Source organism: Halomonas sp. CH40, from assembly GCA_041875495.1.
GTDB lineage: Bacteria > Pseudomonadota > Gammaproteobacteria > Pseudomonadales > Halomonadaceae > Vreelandella.
Genome location: CP112982.1, coordinates 2,272,247 through 2,296,781, shown reverse-complemented (window position 1 = coordinate 2,296,781; position 24,535 = coordinate 2,272,247). Strand labels below are relative to the sequence as shown.

Below are 24,535 nucleotides of genomic sequence, written 5' to 3'. Positions count from 1 at the left end.
GGAACTCCTGTGGTCTATTCGATGATGTCGCCGCGCAGAATGTACTTGCACACAGCGACGGTACTGATAAAGCCCAGCATGGCAATCAAGAGGGCGGATTCAAAGTAGGTCTTGGTGTTCAGCCACAGACCCAGCAACACAATCAGAGCGATTGAATTGATGTACATGGTGTCCAGTGCGAGCACCCGGTCAGGTAGATCCGGCCCTACCGCAAGGCGATAAAGGTTAAGGATCAGCGCCGCGCTGACCAGCGTCAGGGTGATGTAAAGGGCAAGGGTCAGCATTCGTAAATCTCCTTGAGCGGCTGTTCGTAACGCTTGCGGATCTGCTCAATCAGGGCTTCCTCGTCGTCCACATCCAGCGCATGGATCAGCAGCGACTTGCCATCCATGCGCAGGTTGGCAGAAACCGTACCGGGTGTCAGGCTGATCGTGCTGGCCAGCAGGGTAATGGTAAAACGCTCCTCCAGCATCAGGGGATACTCGATGAAGTGAGGGCGTAGTTTGCGCCAAGGGTTGGAAATCAGATAGGCCACTTCAAAGTTGGCGATAACGATATCCTTCAGAACACGCAGAGCAAAGCGCAGCAGCTTGAGAGGCCTGCCGATACGCGGTTCGGCATCCCAGAAGCGGTAAGTGGCCAGCGGAATGGCAACGGCCAGAGCGCTACCCAGCACAATCTGGCCAAAAGCGACGCTGCGCACCAGCAGCAGCCAGACCAGCAGCAACAGGATGGACAGCACCGGCGTGGGTAACCAGGAGCGTGGCTTGATCATGAGTTATCTCCTGCGTCAGGCATCAGCGCTTCAATCAGCGGCAGAGGATTGGCAAGCTGTTCAGCAGCGGCTGCGGTGTAATGGCTGACCGGGCCGGCAAAGATCACCAGCAACGGCGCGGCACTGAGTAGCCATATGACCCCAAACCATTGCTCACGGGGGAGTTTCTTGCCAGTGGCGGTGCCGCGCTGGCTGCGCCAGAAAAGCGTCGAGCCCGCGCGTGAAAGGGCAATCAGCGAACTCAGCCCGGCCAATAGCAATAGCGGCCACAGCCATAGCCGCTGCATGCCTTCCGCTGCGTTGAGCATCAGCGCCTTGCCAAGCGCGCCGGAAAGAGGCGGCAGGCCCGCCACGGCAATAGCACCGATGAAAAATGCCAGTGCCAGCCATTGGCCCTGAACCAGCGGGCGCCCCTTGACCAGCCGGGTGCCGGGCTTGCCGCGCTGGGCACCAATCATATCGGCCAACAGGAAGAGCCCGCCGGTCACCAAAGTGGTATGAATCAGGTAGTACAAAAGAGCGGACACCGCCTCGGGCGTGCGCATGCCGATACCCGCCAGCAGGGTGCCAACCGAGACCAGTACCAGATAGGCAACCAGCAGGCGCAGATCCTTGGCGGCCAGTACGCTCACCCCGGCAATCGCCAGGGTGGCCAGCGCGAACCACCACACCCAGGGTTGCTCCAGAGCGGTCAGGTTACCTGCCTGATCGCCGAAAATCAGGCTATAAACCCGTAGAATGGCGTAAATACCGACCTTGGTCATGATCGCAAACAGGGCCGCCACTGGGGCAGGCGCGTTGGCGTAGGCGCGCGGCAGCCAGAAATACAGCGGCAGAATGGCGGCTTTCAGGCCAAATACCACCAGCAGGATCAAGGCGCCTGCCGTTACCAGGCCTTCCCGCTCGGGAGGAAGTTCCGCCAGGCGTTGGGCCATATCTGCCATATTCAACGTGCCGGTTGCGCCGTAGAGAACGCCAACGCCAATCAGGAACAGTGAAGAGCCAGCCAGGTTAAGCACCACATAGTGAACGCTGGCCTGAATGCGCGCCTTGCCGCCACCGTGAAGCAGCAGGGCATAGGAGGCCAGCAGCAGGACTTCAAAAAACACAAAGAGGTTGAACAGATCGCCGGTCAGAAAAGCACCGTTGATACCCATTAGCTGCCACTGGAAAAGGCCATGGAAATTGCTGCCTTTTTCATCATCGCCAGCGCAGGCGTAAACAACCGCACCGACCGCCAGCACAGAGGTCAGCAGCACCATCATCGCTGACAGGCGGTCAAGCACCAGGGCAATCCCGAAGGGAGGTTGCCAGTCGCCCAGCGCATAATAGGTAATCTCACCGCTGGCGGCCTGATTGACCAGGCCAATCGAGACCAGCAGCAACAAGGCGGTAGAGACAATGCTGACAATCCGCTTGTAGCGGACGATCCCCTGACGTTGATAGAGCAGCAGAATACCGGCAATCAAAGGAAGAACGACGGGTAGGACAATCAGATGTTGAGTCATTCGCGGTCTTCCTTTTTACCGTCTACATGGTCGTTACCCGCTTCACTGCGCGCGCGCATGGCCAGGATGACAACAAAGGCTGTCATGGCAAAACCAATCACAATGGCCGTCAGCACCAGGGCCTGTGGCAAGGGGTCGGCAATCGCGCCCTGTTGCTGATTGACCAGGGCTGCGCCGTCAGTGGTCAAACCGCCCATGGAAAACAGGAACAGGTTGACCGCGTAGGATAATAGCGTCAGGCCGACGACCACCGGGAAGGTGCGTCCACGCAGGGTAAGATAGAGGCCGCAGGCAGTCAGCACCCCTGTTGTAATGGCATACAGCAGTTCCATTAACGAGTCTCCTTGTCGGGCGAAGAGGCTTCAGGCTCGGTTTCTGAGGGTTCAAGCGTTGGGCGGTGGGCCGTGGTGACCTTGCCCAGGTTGGCCAGGATCATCAGGGTCGCGCCGACAACGGCCAGGTAAACCCCCAGATCAAACAGCATGGCTGACGCCAGCTCGAACGTGCCCACCAGGGGCAGGGTGAAGTAGGCAAAGGTCGATGTCAGGAACGGATAGCCGAACACCCAACTGCCCAGGCCGGTAAGGGTAGCAATTGCAACGCCTGCGATGGCCACCGGCTGGAAGGGGAAGTCCAGACGCTCCTGCGCCCATTCCACGCCGCGCGCCATATACACCAGGATCAGAGCGACCGCCGTCACCAGCCCGGCAATAAAGCCGCCGCCCGGCATGTTATGGCCGCGCAGGAAGATAAACGCAGACACCAACAGTGCCAGTGGCAGCAGAGCCATTGAAATCGACGTCAGAATGGCCGGGTAGCGATCCGGCGACCAAACGCGGCCTTCACCATCACTGTGGGGCAGGAACAGACGCAAGCGGTTGAGCAGCTTGAAGATCGCAAGCCCGGCGAGTGCCAGCACGGTGATTTCACCGAGGGTATCAAAGCCACGGAAGTCGACCAGAATAACATTGACGACGTTATAGCCCCCGCCGCCGGGTTTGCTGTTAGCCAGGAAGTAATCAGAAATCGACGGCGTATCCGTGGTCAGCACCGCATAGTTGAGGCTGGCAACTACCAGCCCCAGCGCCGAGGCCAGCAGGATATCGCGCACATTGCGCAGCGGGCTGGATTCCCTAGGCGTTTTTTGGGGCAGGAAGAACAGCGCCAGCATCAGCAGGATCATGGTCACCACTTCCACTGAGAGCTGGGTCAAGGCCAGATCCGGGGCAGAGAAGCGCGCAAAGGTTAGCGCTACGAACAGGCCAACAACGGAGAGCATCAACAGTGAAATCAGGCGATAGCGGTGGGTCGCTGCGGTAGCGATGCCACCAAATATCAGCATGGCGGCCCCGAGCAGGACAATGGCATCAACCGGCTGGTTACCCAACTCCCCGGTAAGCGGGGCAATCGGCGCCAGCCCGATCACACCCATGACCAGCGCGGATAACAGCAATAGCCCCATGTAGCGCTGCAGCGAATGGCCCTCAATCTTGTTGATCAGCCAGTCTGCTTTCTGGTTCATGTTGATAATAGTGCGCTCGAATACCCGTCTCGCATCCACGCTGGCAAACGGCTGGGTCAGCTGGCGCAGGTCAGGGTGGCGCCAGTACATCAGGATGCCGAACGCCAGAGCGGCAAAGCTCATCAGCAGTGGCAGGTTGAAGCCATGCCAGATAGATAGATGAAATTCCAGAGGCTCGGCCAATACAGCCTGAGCGGCCAGTGATAAAAGCCCAGACGCCATCAGCCCAGGCAGCAGGCCGACCACCACACAAAGCCCGACCAGGATTTCAACCGGAAGGCGCATCAGGTGGGGTGGTTCATGGGGCGATTTAGGCGGTGTTTTCTGGGCCGGTTTAAAGAAGACGGCATACACCAGACGCAGCGAGTAAGCCACTGAAAGAATGCCGCCCAGAGTGGCCAATACAGGCAGCAGCCAGCTCAGGCCACCCAGCACCGGGGTGGCAAGGGTTTCGGTAAAGAACATTTCCTTGGAGATAAAGCCGTTGAACAAGGGAACCCCCGCCATGGCGGCCGCTGCCAGGGTGGTCAGCAGGGCCGTCACCGGCATGGCCTTTTTCAGCCCACCCAGCATTTTCAGCTCGCGGGTGCCGGTTTCATGGTCAATAATGCCTGCGCTCATGAACAGGGCTGCCTTGAAGGTGGCATGGTTGAGAATATGGAAAAGAGCGGCAAGCACTGCCATGGGGCTGCCAATGCCGAGCAGAACGGTGATCAGACCCAGATGGCTGACGGTTGAAAAGGCCAGAATGCCCTTAAGGTCGGTTTTGAACAGCGCAAACCAGGCGCCGTATAACAGCGTAATGGTGCCGATCAGTGAGACAATGACCGACCACAGCTCACTACCGGCTATGGCGGGATGCAGGCGCGCCATCAGGAAGATGCCCGCCTTAACCATGGTCGCCGAGTGCAGATAGGCGGAAACCGGAGTAGGCGCCGCCATGGCATGGGGTAACCAGAATTGGAACGGGAACTGGGCGGACTTGGTGAAGGCACCGAGCAGCACCAGCACCAACATCAAGGGATAGCGTGGATCGGCAAGGATGACATCCTGGCTTGCCAGCACCACATTCATATCGAAGCTGCCGACCATATCGCCAAGCAGCAATAGCCCCGCCAGCAAGGCAAGGCCGCCAGCGCCGGTAACGGTCAGCGCCATACGTGCGCCTTTGCGGGCATCGCTCTGGTGAGACCAGTAGCCAATCAGCAGGAAAGACGAAATACTGGTTAATTCCCAGAATAACCACAGTAGAATGAGGTTGTCCGACATGGCAATGCCGACCATGGACGCCATGAACAGCATCAGGTAGGCGTAAAAACGGTCGAACGGCTCTTCTGGGCTGAGGTAAAAATGCGCGTAAAGCAGAATCAACAGGCCAATGCCGAGAATCAACAAGTTGAATAGCAACGTCAGGCCGTCCAGGCGCAGCGCCAGATCCAGACCCAGCTCCGGCATCCAGCCGACTGAAAAGCGCAGCGTTTCGCCGTCAAGCAGCGCAGGCACCTGGGTGAAGGTGAGCAGCAGGGCGAGGGCAGGGGCAATGGCCGTGATCCGTGTGCTCAGAACACGATCCCGCTGGCCCAGTAATGCGGGTACCACAACACCCAGCAAAGGCAGTAAAGCTATCCACAGCAGTATCATGGGGGTCATCCAGTGAAAATGTCTTAAGTTATTGATGTCATCTTGTAATGTGCCGCTTGCTCAAGCGATGCATCGACCTAGGATACATCAGTCAGATTAACAGAGTATCAACTGTACCGAGATTTTGAAGCGCTCCCTTTAACATGAATCCCTTTTTGATAAGAGTCGGTTGACCGCATGAGTGAATCCTTTCGTACCTGGCAGTTGCGTTTTGAAGCGCTGCGCTCCAATAAATTCTTTGAAGGCGCAGTGATTGCCATCATCGTTATTTCGGCGCTGGTGATCGGTGCCAAGACTTACGAGGAAACCTCACGTTTTGAGGAGTGGCTGACGTATCTCGATATCGCCGTAACGGTATTTTTCCTGGTTGAAATCCTGATTCGTATGGCCGCAGAGCCAAGCCTGCGCAGTTTTTTCCGGCGCGGCTGGAATGTGTTTGACGTCCTGATTGTGACCGCCAGTCTGATTCCGATGGACGATTCAGAAATGGTGTTATTGGCCCGCTTGCTACGTATTTTCCGCGTGTTGCGTCTGGTGTCGATGATTCCAGAATTGCAGTTGCTGCTGATCGCGCTAGTGAAGTCGATCCCCCGGATGGGCTATGTGGCTCTGCTTATGTTTATCATATTTTACATTTACGCCGCTCTGGGCAGTTTCCTGTTTGAGGATGTGGATGATTTTCTGTGGGGGAACATCTCCACCGCCATGCTGACCCTGTTCCGTATCGCGACCTTTGAGGACTGGACCGATGTCATGTATGCCACCCAGGAGGTCTACGCCTGGAGCTGGATTTTCTATCTTACCTTTATCTTCCTGACGGCCTTCATCTTTTTGAATATGATGATTGGTATCGTGCTGGATGTCATGCAGAAAGAAGGCGCGAAACAGGAACTGGAAAACGGTGAAGGGGAGGCGGCGCAGCTTAACAATGTGCAGGACGATATTCGCCAGTTGCAGGCGCAGCTCGACCGGATGGAAGCACTGTTAAGCGCCCAGGAGCAGCCGATCAGGCAAAAGGGTGTTGACAAAACCGTCAAGGATTGATTTTCTAGTAGGTATGAATATTGCCATAACGAATCTCATATTGGATCTACGACTACTAAGCGCCCGTCTCTGAATGGTTAGAGGCGGGCAATGCTGGTTGGCATTGTCGTTGGGTTCAATAATGAGGTGGTTATGGCGGTTTATATAAGTTATTGGTGTTTTTCACAGCCAGAAAAAAGCGCAGATAGTCAATGCTGCATCCGCCGTCGGTTCTGCCGAGCGGCCCATATTGCTGAACGTATTCTGAACGCCCCATGGCTCTTGCAGGCCATGGGGCGTTTTTCATTGTTTGCGTTGGTCAAAAGCCATCCTCTGGGCCTTTGTATGACTCACGCGCCTTAAATTTGCGTATCATTCTTGAACAGGTTACCTACAAACCGCCACGAACCAGGAGAACTGCCATGATGTTGTCTGATCCCGCTAAAAAATATAGCCCCTTTGTTGCCGTCGATATTCCCGACCGCCAGTGGCCCAATCAGCGTATTGAAAAAGCCCCCATCTGGGCGAGCGTTGATCTGCGTGATGGTAACCAGTCCTTGATCGACCCCATGGATCAGGAGCGCAAACAGCGTCTGTTCGAGCTGTTGGTCAAGGTGGGTTTCAAGGAAATAGAAGTGGGCTTTCCTTCTGCCTCGCAGACTGACTTTGATTTTGTGCGCGCACTGATTGAGCAGAAAAAAATTCCTGAGGATGTGACCATCCAGGTGTTGACCCAGGCGCGCCCCCACCTGATTGAGCGCACCTTTGAAGCCCTCAAAGGCGCCAAAAATGCCATTGTTCACGTTTACAACGCCACTGACCCGATGTTTCGCCGGGTGGTGTTTAACGTTAACAAGGAAGAATGTATCCAGATTGCGGTAGACGCGACTCGTCAGATTCGCGATCAGATGAACGCTGCCCCGGAAACCCACTGGACGTTCCAGTACTCGCCGGAGCTGTTTACCACCACTGAGATAGATTTTGCCGTTGAGATCGTCGAGGCGGTGATGGATACCTACGCGCCCAGCGTTGACCATCGCATGATCGTCAATCTCCCGGCCACCGTTGAGGTTGCCACCCCCAACAACTATGCCGACCAGATTGAGTGGTTCTGCCGTAACGTAAAAAACCGCGACACCCTGATTGTCAGCGTACATCCCCACAATGATCGTGGCACCGGTGTAGCGGCCGCTGAACTGACCTTGATGGCGGGTGCCGACCGGGTAGAGGGCACCCTGTTCGGTAACGGTGAGCGTACCGGTAACGTGGATATCGTGACGTTAGCGATGAATATGTATACCCAGGGTGTTCACCCTGAACTGGATTTCTCGAATATCACGCCAGTTATGCGTGAGGTTGAATACTGCAACCAGTTGCCGGTGCATCCGCGCCATCCCTATGTGGGCGATCTGGTATTCACCGCTTTCTCCGGCTCGCATCAGGATGCCATCAAGAAAGGTATGGCTGACCGCCGCGAACACCCTGAAGCGCCCTGGGATGTTCCTTATCTGCCCATCGACCCGCTGGACGTCGGACGCAGCTATGAAGCGGTGATTCGCGTTAACAGCCAATCCGGCAAGGGCGGGATTTCCTACCTGCTGGAGCAGGAACACGGCATTGAGCTGCCGCGTCGGCTGTCAATCGAGTTCAGCCAGGTGGTGCAGGAAGTCGCTGACCGCACCGCCAAGGAAATCACCTCGCAGATGATCTATCAGGCGTTTGCCGATGAATATCTGGAGCAGGAATCACCGTTCTGCCTGATCAACCATCGCATGTCCTCCGAGCCGGATAGCCCAGCGGTGCACCTTGAAGCTGTGATTGCCGAAGGCGGCGAGCGCAAGACCTATTCAGCCGAAGGCAACGGGCCATTAGCAGCGTTTATCAAGGCGCTGGCAGGGGCCGGTCATGATGTGGAAATTATTGACTACCACGAACACGCACGGGGCCAGGGCTCTGATGCGGAAGCCATTGCCTACGTGGAAGTGCGCATTGAGGGTAAAGCGGTGTTCGGAGTTGGCACGGACGAGAGCATTACCAGTGCTTCCATGAAAGGAGTGCTGAGCGCTATCAACCGGCATTATTCCACCCAGGCGCCCGCGGCCAACGTGACCGCTGACACTCTGGCGTAAGCTGGGCTTTTCGGCGTGGTTCCCAGGCATTGATGATGACCTGGGTTCCACGCTGTAAAGAAGCTGGACACTACACAAGCGGCGTTTTGCTGGCTTCGCCTGGGATTTCACGTACCAGCCGAGGCATCAGAAAACCGGGCAGCTCGTCACGCAGGGCGGTGATCAACTGACGGGCTTCAGCGTCGGGGACATTAAAATGCGCAGCGCCCTGAACAGGGTCGAGTACATGCAGGTAGTAGGGCAGTACGCCAACGTCAAAAAGCCGTTCGGAAAGCGCTGCCAGCGCTTCTTTGCTGTCGTTGACGCCGCGCAGCAATACGCTCTGGTTGAGCAGGGTAACGCCAGCCCCCTGTAAACGCTGACAGGCTGCCCGTACGGCCTGATCGATTTCGTTGGCATGATTGGCATGCAATACCATGACGGTTTGCAGTCGAGTGGCCTCCAACCAGTCCAGCAGTGCTTGATCCACCCGATCCGGAATCACAATCGGCAGACGCGAATGAATGCGTAGCCGCTTGAGGTGGGGTATCTGTTCCAGCTGCGTGACCAGCCAGGCCAGATGACGGTCGTTGGCCGCCAAGGGGTCGCCGCCAGAGAGAATCACTTCGCGGATGCTTGGGTCGGCCTGAAGGTAGTCAAAGGCTTCCTGCCACTGGGCTCGCGACGGTGAGTTATCGGCATAGGGAAAGTGGCGCCGAAAGCAGTAACGGCAGTTGATCGCACAGTTAGGGCTGGCAATCAGCAGCACCCGGCCTGCGTATTTGTGGATGACCCCTCTGGCTGGGCGCTGTTGCACTTCGTCCAGCGGGTCATTGACGTAGCCGGGCGTTTGCAGGGTTTCATCTCCCAGCGGCAGCACCTGGCGCAGCAAGGGGTCATCCGGCTGATTAGGTTTGATGCGGCGTAGAAAGGCCTCCGGTACGCAGGTTTCAAACAGCGCATGGCCAGCACTGGCACCGACTTGCCAGGTGTCAGGCAGCTGGAGACGCCTGCACAACTCGGCAGGATCACGAATGGCCTGGGAAAGTTGGCGTTGCCAGGAAGGCAGTGGCTCGCTGGCGCGATACGACGATGCATCCGCGCCAAAAATAAGGTTGTCCTGCAAAAAATCCCTCCTTCGGGTTATCATGCGCCACACCTGTTCAGGCGTTGCGTTTTACCTGAGGTGACAGGCCTTGGATATTGCGCGACACAAGACACGCTTAAAAACTGAAATTGAGAGACAGTATGGCTAATTATTCTACCAATGAATTTAAAGGCGGTTTGAAAGTAATGCTTGATGGCGACCCATGTGCCATCGTCGAAAACGAGTTTGTTAAACCCGGCAAGGGCCAGGCGTTCAACCGCGTCAAGCTGCGGAACCTGATGACGGGCCGGGTCTGGGAACGCACCTTCAAATCAGGTGAATCCCTTGAAGGCGCCGATGTCATGGAACTGGAGATGGAATATCTCTACAACGATGGCGAAATGTGGCACTTCATGAAAACCGATGGTTCCTTTGAGCAATATGCCGTCGAGAAAAAAGCCCTTGGCGATACCGAAAAATGGCTCAAGGAGCAGGTTCCCTACACGGTGACGCTGTGGAATGATAATGCCATTGCGGTGTCGGCGCCCAACTTTATCGAGCTCGAAGTGGTTGAAACCGACCCTGGCCTGAAAGGTGACACCGCCCAGGGCGGCTCCAAACCAGCGACGCTTTCATCCGGTGCTGTGGTACGTGTGCCGCTGTTTATCAATCAGGGCGAGGTGCTGAAAATCGACACTCGCTCAGGTGATTACGTTTCACGTGCCTGACAGACCCGCATGGCGGCCAACGGCCGACCTGGATACCCTGCGCGCCCGCGCTGCCCTGTTGGTCGAAGTGCGGGCGTTTTTTGCCGAGCGTGACGTGCTGGAAGTGGAGACACCGGTGCTTGGCCAGGGAGGCAGCACCGATGTGTACCTGACATCACTTGCTACGTTGGCGTGCACTGATAAAGGGCGCCGCCGCCTGTGGCTGCAGACCTCGCCTGAATTCCATATGAAGCGCTTGCTGGCGGCGGGTAGCGGGCCGATTTTCCAGCTGGCCAGAAGCTTTCGCGATGGCGAGGTGGGTAGTCGCCATAACATCGAATTCTGCATGCTGGAATGGTATCGCCCTGGCTTTACCCTGGATCAACTGATAGAGGAAACGGCGACGTTGGTCAGGCGTTTGATGGGGCAGGTGCTGCCTGTCAGGTATTACCGCTACCGCGAGCTGTTTCATACCTATCTGGCGATTGACCCTTTTACCGTGCGCCTGGCGTCCTTGCGTGAACTGGCTGAACAACATGCCCGTATGCCGCCCGCCAGTATGGCAGCGGAGCCGCGTGAGGTGTGCCTGGATATGCTGATGAGCGCCCGGATTGAACCGCATCTGGGCGATCAGGAATTAGCTGTCGTCGTGGATTACCCGGCCAGTCAGGCGGCCCTTGCCAAGCGCCATCAGGATGCCCGTGGAGATTGGGTAGCCTCACGTTTTGAGCTTTATCTGAACGGCGTTGAGCTTGCCAACGGCTATGATGAGTTGACCGATGCCGACGAGCAGCGCCAGCGTTTTGAGGCGAATAATGCCCAGCGTCAGACGCTGGGGCTTGAGGAAGTCGATATCGATGAGCGGCTGCTTCAGGCGCTGGCACATGGCCTGCCAGAAGGTGCAGGCGTTGCCTTGGGTATGGATCGACTGATTCAGCAGGCGCTTGGTAAGCCGCGCCTGGAGGATGTGATCAGCTTCGCCACGCCGAGCTGTTAACCTCCTGCCTCAGCAAGCGCCTGACCCATCTGGATCTTGCTATTGGCTGCCCAATTATCGAAGGCCAGCGGTTCTGCAAAACACATCACCACGGTGGAACCGAGTTTGAAACGGCCCATTTCAGCGCCTTTCTCCAGGGTGACGGGCTGGTCAAAGCGGGTACGCTGTGGTGTGCCCGCAAGCGGTGTGATCTGTCCGGCCCACACGGTTTCAATGGCCGCGACTATCATGGCACCCACCAGTACTACTGCCATTGGCCCCTGTTCAGTATCAAATACGCACACCAGCCGTTCATTGCGGGCAAACAGCCCCGGCACATGGTTGGCGGTTGCCTGATTGACTGAAAACAGCCTGCCGGGAACGTAGATCATTTCCCTTAAGGTGCCGGTCATTGGCATATGCACGCGGTGGTAGTCGCGCGGCGACAGGTACACAGTGGCAAAGCTGCCGCCAAGAAATGCTTCCGCCAGGCTGGCGTCACCGCCGAGCAGGGTCTGGGCCGAAAAAGTATGCCCTTTGGCCTGCACCAGCTGGCCAGCACGAATCGGCCCAAACTGGGAAAGGGTGCCATCCGCCGGGCTGACAATGCCCTCGCCGATGGGGCGGGCAGCATCTTTCAGTGGGCGAGTGAAAAAATCATTGAAACTCGTATAGGCATTGATATCTTCGCTCAACGCTTCGCGCATATCGACGTTAAAACGCTGGATGAACGCCTTGATCAAGGCGTTCTTCAGTTTGGGCGAATCACACTCTGCCAGCTTGCCGATCAGCCTCGAAAGGGCATGATGCGGCAGTGGGTACTGGAGTAGCGCAAAGGCTTGCTGTGCAAAAGTCACGGTGTCTTGTTCACTTCTCTATGGGGGTATCATTACGGTTGCCCCAGTCATTCCAGGAGCCCGCGTAACCGCGCATGTTAAAGCCCAGCGCCTTGCCTACCAGCCAGGTGAAGCTGCTACGGTGGTGGCTCTGGCAGTGGGTGGCGATTTCCATTTCCGGGGTCAGGCCGATGGCCTGCAGTTCGGTGATCAGTTCGGCGTAATCGCGAATACGTAGATCACGATGACGATCCATGGCGTTCAGCCAATCCATATTGACGGCACCGGGGATGTGCCCAAGGTGGCGGTTATTGCCTGCCTCGCCGCGGTATTCACCCGCTGAGCGGGCATCCCAGATGGCAAAGCCCGGGTTACCCAGCTTTTCCTTGATATCATCAGCGCTAATCAGGGTATCCGGATTGAGGATCTCGGCGCGGTAATCACTGGGTGTCGGTGCGCTGGGTTCGGTGCTTTGTGGCATGCCTGCTCCCCGCCAGGCGTGAATGCCGCCGTTCAGGTAGGAGTAGCGCGTGTGGCCGATCAGCTCCAGAGTCCACAGCAGGCGTGCGGCCCAGCCACCGCCTTCATCGTCATAGGCCACCACGTGGGTATCCCGGGTCAGCCCCAGAGCGCTGAACAGCCGGGAAAGAGCCTCCACGTCCGGCACGTCATTAGGCACAGGCCCTTCGCCGCGCATCAGAAAGCGGAAATCCAGGAAGATGGCACCAGGGACATGGCCTTCGCCATAGCTGTCCGGGTTGATCGGCACATCGATGATCAGTAGCTGTGGGTCATCAAGATGGGCGTTCAACTGCTCGGGTTCAACAATCAGCGGCAGCAGGTTGGCTTCAGACCCTGTCGACGGGTGAGACACTTGGCTCATGATGGCCTCCTTTAACGGTCGGTATCCAGACTGGCGAGAATACGGCGGTAGCTGGTAAAACGCTGAGGATGAATCTTGCCTGCCTCAACGGCCTCAAGTAAAGCACAGCCCGGCTCGTTGATATGACGGCAATCGCGAAAACGGCAATGGCCTAGAAAATCATGGAATTCGATAAAGCCTTCGGTGACGGCCTGTTCATCCAGATGGGTCAGGCCGAACTCGCGAATCCCAGGGGAATCAATCAACTCACCCTGAAGGTTGCCTTCTTTCTGCATGCGGTAAAGGCGCGCTGTGGTGGTCGTGTGGGTGCCTTTGCGTGAGTCTTCTGACAGGGCGCCAATGCGCAGGGTTTCATCCGGCAACAGCTGATCAATCAGCGAAGACTTGCCCACGCCGCTCTGGCCGACAAACACCGAGGTACACCCGGCAAGCTGCTGGCGCAGGGCCGTGAGGCCGGCTTCAGTGGCGGTGGTGGATTTGACGACCGGGTAACCTAGCTGTTGATAGCGGGCCAGCAGCAACCCCAGTTCGCCGCCATCTTCGGGCAGCAGATCTACCTTGTTAAGTACCAGCACCGGCTTGATACCGGTTGCCTCAGCGGCGACCAGATAGCGGTCGATCAGGTTGGCGTGAGGCGCAGGTTCCACGGCAAACACAATCAGCAGCTGATCGACATTGGCCGCTACCGGTTTAAGCTGCCCGCGAGCGTCAGGGCGCTTAAGTACGCTGTTGCGCTCACTGCGCGCAACGACAACACCGGAGCCGTCCTGGCCTGCGCGCCAGATCACATTGTCGCCGGTGACCAGGCCATCAAGGTTGGCGCGCAAATGGCAGCGCACTGCCTTGAAGTCAGCATCCTGTACTTCCAGGGTGCGGCCAAAATGGGCCATGACGCGGCCAGGCTGTTCTGCACCGTATTCACCGGCTGCCAGCTTCTCGTCTTCGTTGGCCTGCTGCTTGTGGGAACGCTTTTCGCGTTCTGCCTGAATCTTTTCAACGCGCCAGCGCTGTTGGCGACTTAATTTACGTTTACTCATGACCACCTGATTGTCGGTACCATTCACAGGTACAATAGCCACCATTGTACGGATTTTCGTCAGGTGAGTGATGCACTATTTATTAAAATCACTTTTCACAACTTTTTGTCACACCTTTTATCCATGGAGCAAAGCATGAGCGAAAAAAGCGCGCCGCGTAAAGATCGGCTGGTCTGGATTGATCTGGAAATGACCGGCCTGAATCCAGAAAAGGAGCGCATTATCGAGGTGGCGACCCTGATCACCGATGCCGACCTTAATGTTGTGGCGGAAGGCCCGGTTCTTGCCGTCAAACAGCCGGATGCGCTGCTGGCAGGCATGGATGAGTGGTGTACCAAAACCCACGGAGAATCTGGCCTGACGGCCCGGGTCAAGGCCAGCCAGACCGATACTGCAACGGCTGAGCGTGAAACTCTGGCGTTTTTGCGCCAATACGTGGAGCCGGGGTCATCACCCATGTGTGGCAACAGTATTCATCAGGACCGTCGTTTCCTGGAGCGCGAAATGCCGGAGCTGCTGGCGTTTTTCCATTACCGCAACCTGGATGTCTCGACCCTCAAGGAGTTGGCCAAACGCTGGAACCCCGGCGCCCTGGCTGGCTTTAAAAAGCGCAATGTGCATCTGGCCATGGACGACATCAAGGAATCCATCGATGAGTTGGCGCACTACCGCAACACCTTTCTGCGCCTGCCTGAGGGCAATGATGAAGAAGAGTGACAGTGCGTTCAGCCTGAAGCAATCACGTCACGGCGTTTGCTATGCTGTTCATTGAGCGCCCAGGCCACATGTTCACGCACCAGGGCGCTGGGGTAACTGCGGCGCGCCCACAGCGCGGCTTCGGTTGCCTGGCTCCAGGGAGCATTGCCCAGCGCCACGGCAATATTGCGCAGCCAGCGCTGATAACCAATGCGCCGTATGGCACTGCCTGCCGTCTTGTCGAGAAATTCTGTCTCGCTCCAGGCAAACAGGGTGAGCAGTTCAGCCCGCTCAAGCTGATGGCGGGGGTGGAAATCGGCTTCCTGGGTCGGCTTTGCAAAGCGTGTGAACGGGCAGAAAAGCTGGCAGTCATCGCAGCCGTAGATGCGATTACCGATGGCGCGACGCAGGTGTTCGGGAATAGCCTCATGCAGTTCGATGGTCAGGTAGGAAATGCACAGCCGTGAATCGACGACTTTGTCGGCCACGATAGCCCCGGTGGGGCAGGCGGTCTGGCAGGCATTGCAGCTGCCGCAGTGCTCGTTCTCGAACGCCGGGTCAACGGGAAGCGGCAGGTCGGTATACAGCTCGCCGAGAAAGAACAGCGAACCGGCGCTCGGGTTAAGCAGCATGGCGTTTTTGCCAAACCAGCCAAGCCCGGCTTTCTGAGCCAGAGCGCGTTCCATGACAGGGGCGGAGTCAACAAAGGCGCGATAGCCGATGGAACCCACCGCCTGTTCAATTTTTTGAGCCAGTTGGGCCAGGCGCTTGCGCATCAGTTTATGATAGTCACGGCCCAGGGCGTAACGTGAAATATAGGCGTTTGCGGCGCCGTTGAGCTGTTCGATGCTTTGGGCATCGGCGGGCAGGTAATCCATCCGCGCACAGATGACCCGCTGGGTGCCAGGTTCAAGCTCAGCAGGACGTGTGCGGCGGGTACCGTGCTTGGCCATAAAGCCCATGTCGCCGTGATAGCCTTGGGCCAGCCAGTCGTCCAGATGCTGTTCGTGGGCATGCAGGTCGATATCGCTGATACCGATCTGCTGAAACCCCAGTTCCTGCCCCCAGCGTTTGATATCGGCGGCGAGCTGGGTAAGCTGATCAGGAGCTAGCGCAGTGCGCGATTGAGCCGCTGTTTCAAGGTTTGCAGGTGTAGGTGTATTCTTCATGATAGGAACAGCGCAAGCATCAGGCGGTCAGAATGAACGTCCTATGCTAACCGATTAACCCGAGTGACAACATGCACGCTGATTATTGGCTAAAGGAGCGCCCGTGAGTCTCTTGAATACCTCCCGGCTGAGACCGCTTTACCGCGCAGAGCAGGTGCGCGAACTGGATCGCCGCACCATTGCCGGTGGCATTGACGGCTTTGCACTCATGCAACGAGCGGCTTCCAGCGCCTGGCATGGTTTTCGTGCCCGTTGGCCGCAGGTTCGCAGCATCAGCGTGGTGTGTGGGCGTGGCAACAATGGCGGCGACGGACATGTGTTGGCCGCCTTGGCTGCCCAGTCCGGCCTGAAGGTGCAGCGTATTACCACAGCGCCACTGGATGAGCTGGGCGGGGATGCTGCCAAGGCCGCCGAACTGGCCACAGCAGCCGGTGTCGGCTGTGAAAACTGGCACCGTGATACTGCTTTTCACGGTGAGGTCATTGTTGATGCGCTGCTTGGAACCGGTTTGCGTGGCCCGGTGGAAGGTGTTTTTCGCCAGGTGATAGAGGCGATTAATCTGGCGCGCAAGCCGGTGCTGGCGATTGATATTCCGTCTGGCGTAGAGGCTGATACAGGCGCTGTGCTCGGGTGTGCCATCCAGTCTGACTGCACGGTGACCTTTATTGGCGACAAGATTGGCCTGCACACCGGTGATGCGCCGGCCTACACTGGCGATATTGATTTTCGCCCGCTGGGGGTTAAATCCCAGGCGTTTTTTGATATTCCGCCCAGCGCCTGGCTGCTGGATGAATGCCTGCTGGAAGAAGCCTTTTCGCCGCGCCAGCGAATTGCTCATAAAGGCGATATGGGCCATCTGCTGGTGCTCGGGGGCGCTCCTGGCTTTGGCGGCGCCGCACTGATCGCCTCCCAGGCGGCGGCACGTCTTGGAGCGGGCAAGGTCAGCCTCGCCACGGCACCGGAGCACATCACTGCCAGCCTGGTACGCTGCCCTGAAGTCATGGCGCACCGTGTGCGCGGCGTGGCTGATCTGGGTGAGCTTACAACCCAGAGTGATGTCCTGGTGGTCGGCCCTGGCTTGGGGCAGGGCGCCTGGGGGCAGGCAATGCTGCAATCTGCATTGGCCTCGCCTTGCCCGCTGGTGGTCGATGCCGATGGCTTGAACCTTTTGGCACGTTACTGGCCAGATATGCAGCGCGATGACTGGGTGTTGACACCCCACCCAGGAGAAGCTGCACGGCTGTTGAATATCACCACGGCCGCCGTGCAGGAAGATCGCCCGGCCGCTGTTCGGGCATTGCAAAAACACTACGGTGGAAGCGTGATTTTAAAGGGGGCTGGCACTCTGGTGGCCGGGCCCAGCGGCCTGGTAGTTTGCCCGTATGGTAACCCTGGGATGGCGAGCGGCGGCATGGGCGACGCCTTGAGCGGTATTCTGGGCGCCTTACTGGCACAAGGCTATGATATTGAACAAAGTGCCTGGCTTGCCACCCTGGTGCATGCCCTGGCGGCTGACAGAGCAGCGGACGCTCAGGGTGAACGTGGCCTGCTGGCCAGTGATCTGGCATTCTATGCACGTCAATTGATCAACCCTTGAGGTTCTGAGTGTATGCAGCTGGCTTTGGTTGATGAGTCTCGTCATGTCGCCTTTGGTGAAGCGCTAGGGCGCGTATTTGCAGGAAGTGGTCGGGTGTACCTGGAAGGTGATCTGGGCGCCGGTAAAACAACCCTGACCCGTGGTATTCTGCGCGCTTATGGCTATCAGGGGGCGGTCAAAAGCCCGACTTACACCTTGATCGAGCCTTATGAACTGGGTGGTCAGCGGATTTACCATCTGGATCTGTATCGCCTGGGTGACCCGGAAGAACTTGAGTTTATTGGTGGGCGCGATGTGCTCGACGATGACGCCCTGTGTCTGGTGGAATGGCCAAGCCGTGGGGACGGCTGGCTGCCCAAAGCAGACCTTCATATCCACCTGGCCCTGGCGGATACGGGGCGCCTGGCAACCCTTGAAGGCATCACTCAGCGCGGCCAGCAATGGTTAAAAAAGTTGCCGGTGGATGAATTTTAAAAATATATTAACTGACTGAGCGGATAGTGCTGGCCTGAATCGGTAAGCTTTGTAGCGATATTCAGGTGTCACCATTGACCAGTCAATCTACGTAGTGAGTCGTTATGAACCAGCGGTGGTCGTATAAAGGGGGAGGTAGGCGCCAGCTAACAGGCGTCTGTCTGATGTGGCTGCTGTTATCCATCACTGGGAAGGCACTGGCGGCGGATGTTGAAAGCATGCGCCTATGGGCAGCACCGGATCATGCGCGCCTGGTATTTGATCTTTCCAGGCCTGGCAGTGCCACTGTATTTGAACTGGACTCGCCGAGCCGTTTGGTGATTGATCTGGATAATAGCCAATTGGAGACGGATATCAGCACTCTGCCACTGGAAGGCAGTGCTATCTCAAGTATTCGCAGCGGTGTCCGTAACGGCACGGATCTGCGCATTGTTCTGGATCTTGACCGGGAAGTATCGCCACGTCATTTTATGCTGTCGCCCAATGATCAGTACGGTCATCGTCTGGTGGTGGACCTTGAATACCCGGGAGAGGCGCCGGTTGAAAATCCGATTGATCCAATAGAGTCACTGGTTCGCGAGCAGGAAATTGAAGCGCAGCGCTCTAAAGTTGAAGCGGCGGCCAGTGGCAGCCCACCGACAGTTTCCGAAGAAGTAGTCGACCGAGAGGCGCAGCCACATCCGCGCCGGAAAATCATTATTGCCGTTGATCCTGGTCACGGTGGGGAGGACCCAGGCGCAATTGGGCCTAAGGGTACACGGGAAAAGGATATTGTGCTGCAGATCAGCCAGCGTCTGGCCGCGCAGATTAACGCGACACCCGGGTTTCGAGCGGTGATGATTCGCGATGGCGACTATTACATTGGTTTGCGCCAGCGCACCCAGCTGGCCCGCGACCAGAAAGCTGACTTCTTTGTGTCTATCCATGCCGATGCCTTTACCAGCCCTCGCCCCAACGGCAGCTCCGTGTATGCGCTTTCGCAGCGCGGTGCCACCTCCGAAACGGCCCAGTGGCTGGCCGACAGCGAAAACCGTTCAGACCTGATCGGCGGCGTAGATGGCAGCCTGTCGTTGAAGGACAAGGATCATGTGTTACGCGGCGTACTGCTAGATCTGACCATGACGGCTACCCTTAACGATTCCCTGTCGATTGGCGGGCAGGTGCTGGATCAGTTGGGCAGGATTAACCGGCTTCATAAGTCGCGGGTCGAGCAGGCCGGCTTTATGGTGCTCAAGTCGCCGGATATTCCTTCCTTGCTGATTGAAGCCGGGTTTATTTCCAACCCTGAGGAAGAGCGTCGTCTGAAAACAGCGCGGCATCAGGAAAATATTGCCACGGCGGTGTTCAGTGGTCTGCGCGCTCACTTTGAGCGCAACCCGCCACCGGCCAGCCTGCTGGCCTGGCAGCGGGATAATCAGCGCAACCCGCAAGGTAACGAGTACCGCATTGAAACTGGCGACACGCTTTCAACCATTGCCGCGCGTCACGGAGTGCCGCTGCCCCAGTTGAAGCAGGTCAATAACCTCAACGGTGACGTGATCCGCGTCGGGCAAGTGCTACGTATTCCGCGCTCTTGAGCCGCTTTCCTGTACTGGATAACGTCGGACAAATCGGCTTTGGTACCGACGATATGTCTGAAGTTTCTGAGAAGGTTCTGAGAAGGTTTTAAACACGAGGTGATTGTGTCCGATACTCAGGTGGCGTCTGCAGCGCAAACGCCGGTAACGCGTATTCAGGTACTGGATGCGCGCCTTGCTAACCAGATTGCTGCTGGCGAAGTGGTCGAGCGCCCGGCGTCAGTGACCAAGGAATTGATCGAGAATGCCATTGATGCCGGTAGTCATCGTATCGAGGTGGACATTGAGCAGGGCGGCGCTCGCCTGATCAAGGTGCGTGACGATGGTATTGGCATTGGTCAGCAGGACTTGCCGCTGGCGCTGGCGCGGCACGCCACCAGCAAGATTGGCAGCCTAGAGGATCTGGAGGGCGTCAGTTCGCTAGGGTTTCGCGGCGAGGCGCTGGCCTCAATCAGCTCTGTTTCCCGCCTCGAGCTGGTGTCTAATGCCTCCGAAGACCCTACCGATGGCTGGCGGGTGGTAGCAGAAGGACGCAGCATGGAGGCACGCGTGTCGCCTGCACCTCACCCGCGGGGTACCAGCGTCAGCGTACGCGATCTGTTCTTCAATACGCCAGCACGGCGTAAGTTTCTGCGCACTGAAAAAACCGAGTTTGCCCACGTTGAGGAAGCGTTTCGCCGCCAGGCGCTTTCACGCTATGACATTGGCTGGGTGCTAAGGCATAACCAGAAAGTGGTGCATCAGCTACCGGCGGTGGATTCAGCAGCGGCTCGTGAACGCCGGATAGCCTCACTGCTCAGGCGCAATTTCATTGAACATGCCCGTTATATCGAGCGTCAGGCCGGTTCGCTGCGTCTGTCTGGCTGGGTTGGCCTGCCCACCCACTCCCGTTCCCAGGCTGACCAGCAGTATTTCTTTGTTAACGGCCGCGTCGTGCGGGATCGCCTGGTGGCACACGCTGTGCGCCAGGCGTATCGGGATGTGCTCTACAACGGCCGCCATCCGGTCTTCGTGCTGTATCTGGATCTCGATCCGGATGTTGTGGATGTCAACGTTCACCCAACCAAACACGAAGTGCGTTTTCGTGATGGCCGTATGGTGCACGATTTTCTGTTTTCCAGCCTGCACCACTGTCTGGCGCATACCCAGCCCCACGAAGCGGCTGAGAATCAAGACGTCAATAATCAAGGCGCTGATAGTCAAGGTGCTGATAGTCACAGCATTGATAACCCACCCATGGACGCAGGTAGCGATCAAACAGGCGCTGCTCAGCAAGGGGGTGATACGAGCACCCCGTCAGCGCCTGAGGCGCGTTGGGAGCAGCAGGGCATGGCCCTGTCATCTCATGGCGAACGACACCCCGGTGCGGCACGGGTGCGGCGTTTCATGCAAGGCTATCAGGCGCTGCATCCTGACCATGAAGCATCCCTGTTGACGCCACAAACCAGGGCGTCAGAAAACGCGACACCTGACCCCGAGCACCAGGTCAATGAACAGCCGCTAGCCAATCTGATGCCCGCCGAAGACCCGACCGCCGCGCCGCCGCTTGGCTATGCGCTAGGTCAACTGCATGGGGTCTATATTCTGGCCCAGAACCAGGAAGGGCTGGTAGTGGTGGATATGCATGCCGCCCATGAGCGGATTGTCTATGAGCGCATGAAAACGCAGTGGGGCCAGAATGGCATTGATACCCAGCCACTTCTGGTGCCAGCATCACTGGCAGCCAGCCGAGGGGAAGTCGCTACGGTGGAAAGCGAGCAGGCGGCGATTGCTCAGCTGGGTATTGAAATAGATATTGCCGGGCCTGAAACCCTGCTGGTACGCCAGCTTCCCGCGCTGCTGGCCAATGCTGACCCTGAGCCGCTGGTGCGTAGCCTGCTGGATGAACTGGCCCGTTTCGGGCGTTCTCAGCAGGTAGAGGCGCGCATTCAGGCGCTGCTTTCCACCATGGCCTGCCATGGCAGTGTGCGCGCCAACCGTAGGCTGACGCTGGATGAAATGAATGCCCTGCTGCGCGATATGGAAAGTACCGAGCGCAGCGATCAATGCAATCACGGTCGCCCAACCTGGACCCAGATGAACATGAAAGCCCTTGATAAGCTCTTTCTGCGTGGACAGTAACCTTTTTCAGCCAAGGCCATTGAGCAGAGTAAATACATGACTGATGAACGCCCGCTGGCGCTTTTTCTGATGGGGCCGACAGCTGCAGGTAAAACCGAGGCGGCCATGGCACTTCACGAGCAGTGTGGCTGCGAGCTGATCAGCGTGGATTCCGCCATGGTTTATCGTGGGCTGGATATCGGTAGCGCTAAACCCAGTGCCGAAGAGCTCCAGCGTGCGCCTCACCGCTTGATTGATATCCGCGATCCGGCTGACCCTTATTCGGCGGCAGATTTTCGTACCGATGCGCTGCGTGAGATGCGACAAATAAGCGCAGCCGGCAAGGTGCCTCTGCTGGTAGGCGGCACCATGCTTTATTTCAAGCAGCTGTTGGAAGGTGGTGGAAACCTGCCGCCGTCCTCACCTGACGTACGCGCTGCCCTTGAGCAGGAGTTGGCGCGCGATGGCCTGGCAGGCCTGCATGCCAGGCTGCAGCAAGTTGACCCGCTTGCCGGGCAGCGCATACACCCCAACGACCCGCAGCGAACACTGCGGGCGCTGGAGGTTTATAGGGTGGCAGGGCGGCCAATGAGCGAGCTGTGGGCTGAACAGGCGGTGACACCTTTTCCCTGGCGAGTAGTCTCTATGGTGTTGGCGCCTGAAGAGCGAAGCTTTCTGCACCAGCGCATTGCCTTACGCTTTCGACAAATGTTGGCTGAGGGCTTGATTGATGAGGTCAGTGCCCTCAGAAAGCGTAGTGATCTACACTCAGACCTACCCGCATTGAAAAGCGTGGGTTATCGTCAGGTGTGGGAGTATCTTGAAGGCCGCTATGACAGGGCAAGCCTTGAAGAGCTCGGTATTATTGCAACGCGCCAACTGGCCAAGCGTCAGCTGACCTGGCTGCGGCGCTGGGAAAATGCCTGCTGGTTTAACATTCAGCAACCCGACACGCTTGATAAGGTGCTGAAATTCGTGCGTGAAAGCAGTGCTTAGCGTAAGATAGTTAATTCATTGCTGGTTTTTTTAAGCGGTTTTTCATGACGGCTTATGAGAAAGCCTTTCGAAGGGTCATGCGATAGCAGGCCGTTCGGGTAACAAGATTGTGGTGTGCCCAGGCGGCACTCCTTTAATAACCAACCCCAACGACAGTTTTAGGGAGAGTAACATGTCCAAAGGGCAGTCCCTTCAAGACCCATACTTGAATATCTTGCGCAAGGAGCGCATTCCGGTCTCCATCTTTTTGGTGAACGGCATTAAGCTGCAGGGCCAGATCGAGTCCTTTGATCAGTTTGTGATCCTGCTGCGCAACACCGTGAGTCAGATGGTTTACAAGCACGCTATTTCGACCGTAGTGCCATCACGTAATGTACGCCTGCCAGTGCAGGATCCGGCAGCAGAATCTGAAGACTAGAGCCTTGAGTTCGGTCAGCCAATCTATGAGGTATTGATTGTTTTTTGAGCGCCCAGATGCCGGTGAAACGGCAGTTCTTGTTCATGTTGATTTTCATGATGACCAGGCACGCGAAGACGCCGGTGAATTCCTGGAACTTGTGCGTTCTGCTGGAGCAGAAGCGGCAACACTGCTGACAGCCAGCCGAAGCCGACCGGACTCGCGCACCTTTATCGGTTCAGGCAAGCTTGATGAGCTGCGGGCAATGCTCGCCGCTCACCAGGCTGAACTGGTGATTTTCAATCATGGTTTAAGTCCTTCCCAGCAGCGTAATCTTGAACATGAACTTAAATGCCGTGTCCTTGATCGCACTGGGCTTATTCTGGATATTTTTGCCCAGCGTGCACGTACCCACGAAGGTAAGCTGCAGGTTGAGCTAGCCCAGCTTGAATACATGTCGACACGCCTGGTGCGTGGTTGGACGCACCTTGAACGCCAGAAAGGCGGTATTGGTCTGCGTGGCCCAGGTGAAACCCAGCTTGAAACCGACCGTCGCCTGCTGCGTGGACGCATCAAGTCAATTCATAAGCGCCTTGATAAGGTGCGCAGCCAGCGCGAGCAGAACCGTCGTGCCCGTTCACGGGCCGAGATTCATAGTGTCTCGCTGGTGGGATACACCAATGCGGGCAAGTCAACGCTTTTTAATGCACTGACAGACGCTCATGTCTATGCAGCGGATCAACTATTTGCCACCCTTGACCCGACGCTGCGGCGTCTGGAAATTGACGATGTGGGGCCGGTGGTGATGGCAGATACGGTAGGCTTTATTCGTCACCTGCCGCACAAGCTGGTTGAAGCGTTTCAGGCAACCCTGCAGGAAGCCGCTGAAGCCTCATTGCTGGTGCATGTGATCGACGCTGCCGATCCTGACCGTGACCTGAATGTGGAGCAGGTCAACAGCGTTCTGAAAGAAATTGGCGCTGACGATGTTCCCATGCTTAAGGTAATGAACAAGATTGACCAGCTGGACAGCGCCCCGAGGATTGAGCGCGATGGTCAGGGTGTGCCGGAGGTTGTCTGGCTGTCGGCCCAGACGCGTCAGGGGCTTGAGCTACTAGAGCAGGCCTTGAGTGAGCGTTTGGCGGTTGATGTCATCAGTTTTTCTTTGACGCTTGACCCGGAACAGGGACGGTTGAGAGCTGGGCTTCACGACCTGAATGCGGTGCAGAAAGAATATTTTGATGAACAGGGACGCTCTGTACTGGACATCCGTTTGCCAAGGCGTGATTTCAACCAGTTAATGGCGCAGACTGGCGAACGCGCGGATACTTATCTACCTACTTCATTACAGACATCTGTGGAATGGTGAGTACAACATCTTTTATCATTTGTATTAGAATGGTATAAGTTTATCTGGATGATATTT

22 protein-coding genes are annotated in these 24,535 nt (G+C 57.1%); 12 read left to right on the top strand and 10 right to left on the bottom strand.

The window, feature by feature from the left end; genetic code table 11:
- Nucleotides 1-14: 14 nt before the first annotated feature.
- The 5 genes from OR573_10600 to OR573_10580 are packed head-to-tail and all read right to left on the bottom strand — an operon-like array spanning nucleotide 15 to nucleotide 5,446.
- Nucleotides 15-284, bottom strand: a complete 270-nt coding sequence (locus OR573_10600) for a K+/H+ antiporter subunit F (GenBank protein ID XGA78959.1) — start codon at nucleotides 282-284, stop codon at nucleotides 15-17.
- Nucleotides 278-775, bottom strand: coding sequence for a Na+/H+ antiporter subunit E (locus OR573_10595; GenBank protein ID XGA78958.1), 498 nt, complete (start codon nucleotides 773-775; stop codon nucleotides 278-280). Before OR573_10595 ends, OR573_10600 begins: the two co-directional genes overlap by 7 nt.
- Complete coding sequence (locus OR573_10590) at nucleotides 772-2,283, bottom strand: monovalent cation/H+ antiporter subunit D (protein XGA78957.1); 1,512 nt, start codon at nucleotides 2,281-2,283, stop codon at nucleotides 772-774. The genes OR573_10595 and OR573_10590 overlap by 4 nt, the downstream gene beginning before the upstream one ends.
- Nucleotides 2,280-2,615: a Na+/H+ antiporter subunit C gene (locus tag OR573_10585; protein ID XGA78956.1), complete on the bottom strand. Its 336-nt coding sequence runs from the start codon at nucleotides 2,613-2,615 to the stop codon at nucleotides 2,280-2,282. The genes OR573_10590 and OR573_10585 overlap by 4 nt, the downstream gene beginning before the upstream one ends.
- The gene (locus tag OR573_10580; protein ID XGA78955.1) at nucleotides 2,615-5,446 is read right to left on the bottom strand and encodes a monovalent cation/H+ antiporter subunit A; all 2,832 of its coding nucleotides are present in this window, start codon (nucleotides 5,444-5,446) and stop codon (nucleotides 2,615-2,617) included. The genes OR573_10585 and OR573_10580 overlap by 1 nt, the downstream gene beginning before the upstream one ends.
- 177 nt (nucleotides 5,447-5,623) lie before the next feature.
- Between OR573_10580 and OR573_10575 the strand changes: the two genes are divergently transcribed.
- Nucleotides 5,624-6,490 carry an ion transporter gene (locus OR573_10575; protein ID XGA78954.1) on the top strand — a complete coding sequence of 289 codons (867 nt, stop codon included), beginning with the start codon at nucleotides 5,624-5,626 and terminating at the stop codon, nucleotides 6,488-6,490.
- A gap of 401 nt (nucleotides 6,491-6,891) precedes the next feature.
- Nucleotides 6,892-8,598 carry a 2-isopropylmalate synthase gene (gene leuA, locus OR573_10570; protein XGA78953.1) on the top strand — a complete coding sequence of 569 codons (1,707 nt, stop codon included), beginning with the start codon at nucleotides 6,892-6,894 and terminating at the stop codon, nucleotides 8,596-8,598.
- 70 nt (nucleotides 8,599-8,668) lie between these two features.
- On the opposite strand, the gene epmB is transcribed toward leuA, so the two are convergent.
- The gene (epmB, locus tag OR573_10565; GenBank protein ID XGA78952.1) at nucleotides 8,669-9,703 is read right to left on the bottom strand and encodes an EF-P beta-lysylation protein EpmB; all 1,035 of its coding nucleotides are present in this window, start codon (nucleotides 9,701-9,703) and stop codon (nucleotides 8,669-8,671) included.
- Between the two features lie 122 nt (nucleotides 9,704-9,825).
- On the opposite strand from epmB, the gene efp reads away from it, so the two are divergent.
- Together efp and epmA are read left to right on the top strand one after the other, a co-directional pair.
- On the top strand, nucleotides 9,826-10,392 hold the full coding sequence (efp, locus tag OR573_10560; GenBank protein ID XGA78951.1) for an elongation factor P: 567 nt from the start codon (nucleotides 9,826-9,828) through the stop codon (nucleotides 10,390-10,392).
- Nucleotides 10,385-11,368, top strand: a complete 984-nt coding sequence (gene epmA / locus OR573_10555; GenBank protein XGA78950.1) for an EF-P lysine aminoacylase EpmA — start codon at nucleotides 10,385-10,387, stop codon at nucleotides 11,366-11,368. The genes efp and epmA overlap by 8 nt, the downstream gene beginning before the upstream one ends.
- Here the strand turns inward: epmA and asd are convergent.
- The 3 genes from asd to rsgA are packed head-to-tail and all read right to left on the bottom strand — an operon-like array spanning nucleotide 11,365 to nucleotide 14,103.
- Nucleotides 11,365-12,204, bottom strand: a complete 840-nt coding sequence (gene asd / locus OR573_10550) for an archaetidylserine decarboxylase (GenBank protein ID XGA78949.1) — start codon at nucleotides 12,202-12,204, stop codon at nucleotides 11,365-11,367. The genes epmA and asd overlap by 4 nt on opposite strands.
- A gap of 10 nt (nucleotides 12,205-12,214) precedes the next feature.
- The gene (locus OR573_10545) at nucleotides 12,215-13,066 is read right to left on the bottom strand and encodes a sulfurtransferase (GenBank protein ID XGA78948.1); all 852 of its coding nucleotides are present in this window, start codon (nucleotides 13,064-13,066) and stop codon (nucleotides 12,215-12,217) included.
- Between the two features lie 11 nt (nucleotides 13,067-13,077).
- Complete coding sequence (gene rsgA, locus OR573_10540) at nucleotides 13,078-14,103, bottom strand: small ribosomal subunit biogenesis GTPase RsgA (protein XGA78947.1); 1,026 nt, start codon at nucleotides 14,101-14,103, stop codon at nucleotides 13,078-13,080.
- Between the two features lie 135 nt (nucleotides 14,104-14,238).
- Between rsgA and orn the strand changes: the two genes are divergently transcribed.
- Complete coding sequence (gene orn, locus OR573_10535; protein ID XGA78946.1) at nucleotides 14,239-14,820, top strand: oligoribonuclease; 582 nt, start codon at nucleotides 14,239-14,241, stop codon at nucleotides 14,818-14,820.
- A gap of 8 nt (nucleotides 14,821-14,828) precedes the next feature.
- Here orn and queG read toward each other — a convergent pair whose 3' ends face one another.
- Nucleotides 14,829-15,968, bottom strand: a complete 1,140-nt coding sequence (gene queG, locus OR573_10530; GenBank protein ID XGA78945.1) for a tRNA epoxyqueuosine(34) reductase QueG — start codon at nucleotides 15,966-15,968, stop codon at nucleotides 14,829-14,831.
- Nucleotides 15,969-16,071: 103 nt separating this feature from the next.
- On the opposite strand from queG, the gene OR573_10525 reads away from it, so the two are divergent.
- The 7 genes from OR573_10525 to hflX all read left to right on the top strand — a co-directional run bounded on the left by OR573_10525 (nucleotide 16,072) and on the right by hflX (nucleotide 24,478).
- Entirely contained in the window at nucleotides 16,072-17,565 is a 1,494-nt protein-coding gene (locus OR573_10525) for an NAD(P)H-hydrate dehydratase (protein ID XGA78944.1), read from the top strand.
- Between the two features lie 12 nt (nucleotides 17,566-17,577).
- Entirely contained in the window at nucleotides 17,578-18,039 is a 462-nt protein-coding gene (tsaE, locus tag OR573_10520; protein XGA78943.1) for a tRNA (adenosine(37)-N6)-threonylcarbamoyltransferase complex ATPase subunit type 1 TsaE, read from the top strand.
- Between the two features lie 164 nt (nucleotides 18,040-18,203).
- Nucleotides 18,204-19,616, top strand: coding sequence for an N-acetylmuramoyl-L-alanine amidase (locus OR573_10515; protein ID XGA78942.1), 1,413 nt, complete (start codon nucleotides 18,204-18,206; stop codon nucleotides 19,614-19,616).
- 105 nt (nucleotides 19,617-19,721) lie between these two features.
- Nucleotides 19,722-21,737 carry a DNA mismatch repair endonuclease MutL gene (gene mutL, locus OR573_10510; protein ID XGA78941.1) on the top strand — a complete coding sequence of 672 codons (2,016 nt, stop codon included), beginning with the start codon at nucleotides 19,722-19,724 and terminating at the stop codon, nucleotides 21,735-21,737.
- Nucleotides 21,738-21,773: 36 nt separating this feature from the next.
- The gene (miaA, locus tag OR573_10505) at nucleotides 21,774-22,712 is read left to right on the top strand and encodes a tRNA (adenosine(37)-N6)-dimethylallyltransferase MiaA (protein XGA78940.1); all 939 of its coding nucleotides are present in this window, start codon (nucleotides 21,774-21,776) and stop codon (nucleotides 22,710-22,712) included.
- A 172-nt stretch (nucleotides 22,713-22,884) separates the two neighbouring features.
- A complete protein-coding gene (gene hfq / locus OR573_10500; protein XGA78939.1) occupies nucleotides 22,885-23,130 on the top strand; it encodes an RNA chaperone Hfq in 246 nt (81 codons plus the stop codon).
- Between the two features lie 37 nt (nucleotides 23,131-23,167).
- A complete protein-coding gene (hflX, locus tag OR573_10495) occupies nucleotides 23,168-24,478 on the top strand; it encodes a GTPase HflX (protein XGA78938.1) in 1,311 nt (436 codons plus the stop codon).
- Nucleotides 24,479-24,535 lie beyond the last annotated feature (57 nt).

What these genes read in the sequence shown, in the direction of transcription:
- OR573_10600 (XGA78959.1), bottom strand. Translation starts at nt 284, where the DNA reads ATGCTGACCCTTGCCCTTTACATCACCCTGACGCTGGTCAGCGCGGCG.
- OR573_10595 (XGA78958.1), bottom strand. Translation starts at nt 775, where the DNA reads ATGATCAAGCCACGCTCCTGGTTACCCACGCCGGTGCTGTCCATCCTG.
- OR573_10590 (XGA78957.1), bottom strand. Translation starts at nt 2,283, where the DNA reads ATGACTCAACATCTGATTGTCCTACCCGTCGTTCTTCCTTTGATTGCC.
- OR573_10585 (XGA78956.1), bottom strand. Translation starts at nt 2,615, where the DNA reads ATGGAACTGCTGTATGCCATTACAACAGGGGTGCTGACTGCCTGCGGC.
- OR573_10580 (XGA78955.1), bottom strand. Translation starts at nt 5,446, where the DNA reads ATGATACTGCTGTGGATAGCTTTACTGCCTTTGCTGGGTGTTGTGGTA.
- OR573_10575 (XGA78954.1), top strand. Translation starts at nt 5,624, where the DNA reads ATGAGTGAATCCTTTCGTACCTGGCAGTTGCGTTTTGAAGCGCTGCGC.
- leuA (XGA78953.1), top strand. Translation starts at nt 6,892, where the DNA reads ATGATGTTGTCTGATCCCGCTAAAAAATATAGCCCCTTTGTTGCCGTC.
- efp (XGA78951.1), top strand. Translation starts at nt 9,826, where the DNA reads ATGGCTAATTATTCTACCAATGAATTTAAAGGCGGTTTGAAAGTAATG.
- OR573_10545 (XGA78948.1), bottom strand. Translation starts at nt 13,066, where the DNA reads ATGAGCCAAGTGTCTCACCCGTCGACAGGGTCTGAAGCCAACCTGCTG.
- rsgA (XGA78947.1), bottom strand. Translation starts at nt 14,103, where the DNA reads ATGAGTAAACGTAAATTAAGTCGCCAACAGCGCTGGCGCGTTGAAAAG.
- orn (XGA78946.1), top strand. Translation starts at nt 14,239, where the DNA reads ATGAGCGAAAAAAGCGCGCCGCGTAAAGATCGGCTGGTCTGGATTGAT.
- queG (XGA78945.1), bottom strand. Translation starts at nt 15,968, where the DNA reads ATGAAGAATACACCTACACCTGCAAACCTTGAAACAGCGGCTCAATCG.
- tsaE (XGA78943.1), top strand. Translation starts at nt 17,578, where the DNA reads ATGCAGCTGGCTTTGGTTGATGAGTCTCGTCATGTCGCCTTTGGTGAA.
- OR573_10515 (XGA78942.1), top strand. Translation starts at nt 18,204, where the DNA reads ATGTGGCTGCTGTTATCCATCACTGGGAAGGCACTGGCGGCGGATGTT.
- miaA (XGA78940.1), top strand. Translation starts at nt 21,774, where the DNA reads ATGACTGATGAACGCCCGCTGGCGCTTTTTCTGATGGGGCCGACAGCT.
- hfq (XGA78939.1), top strand. Translation starts at nt 22,885, where the DNA reads ATGTCCAAAGGGCAGTCCCTTCAAGACCCATACTTGAATATCTTGCGC.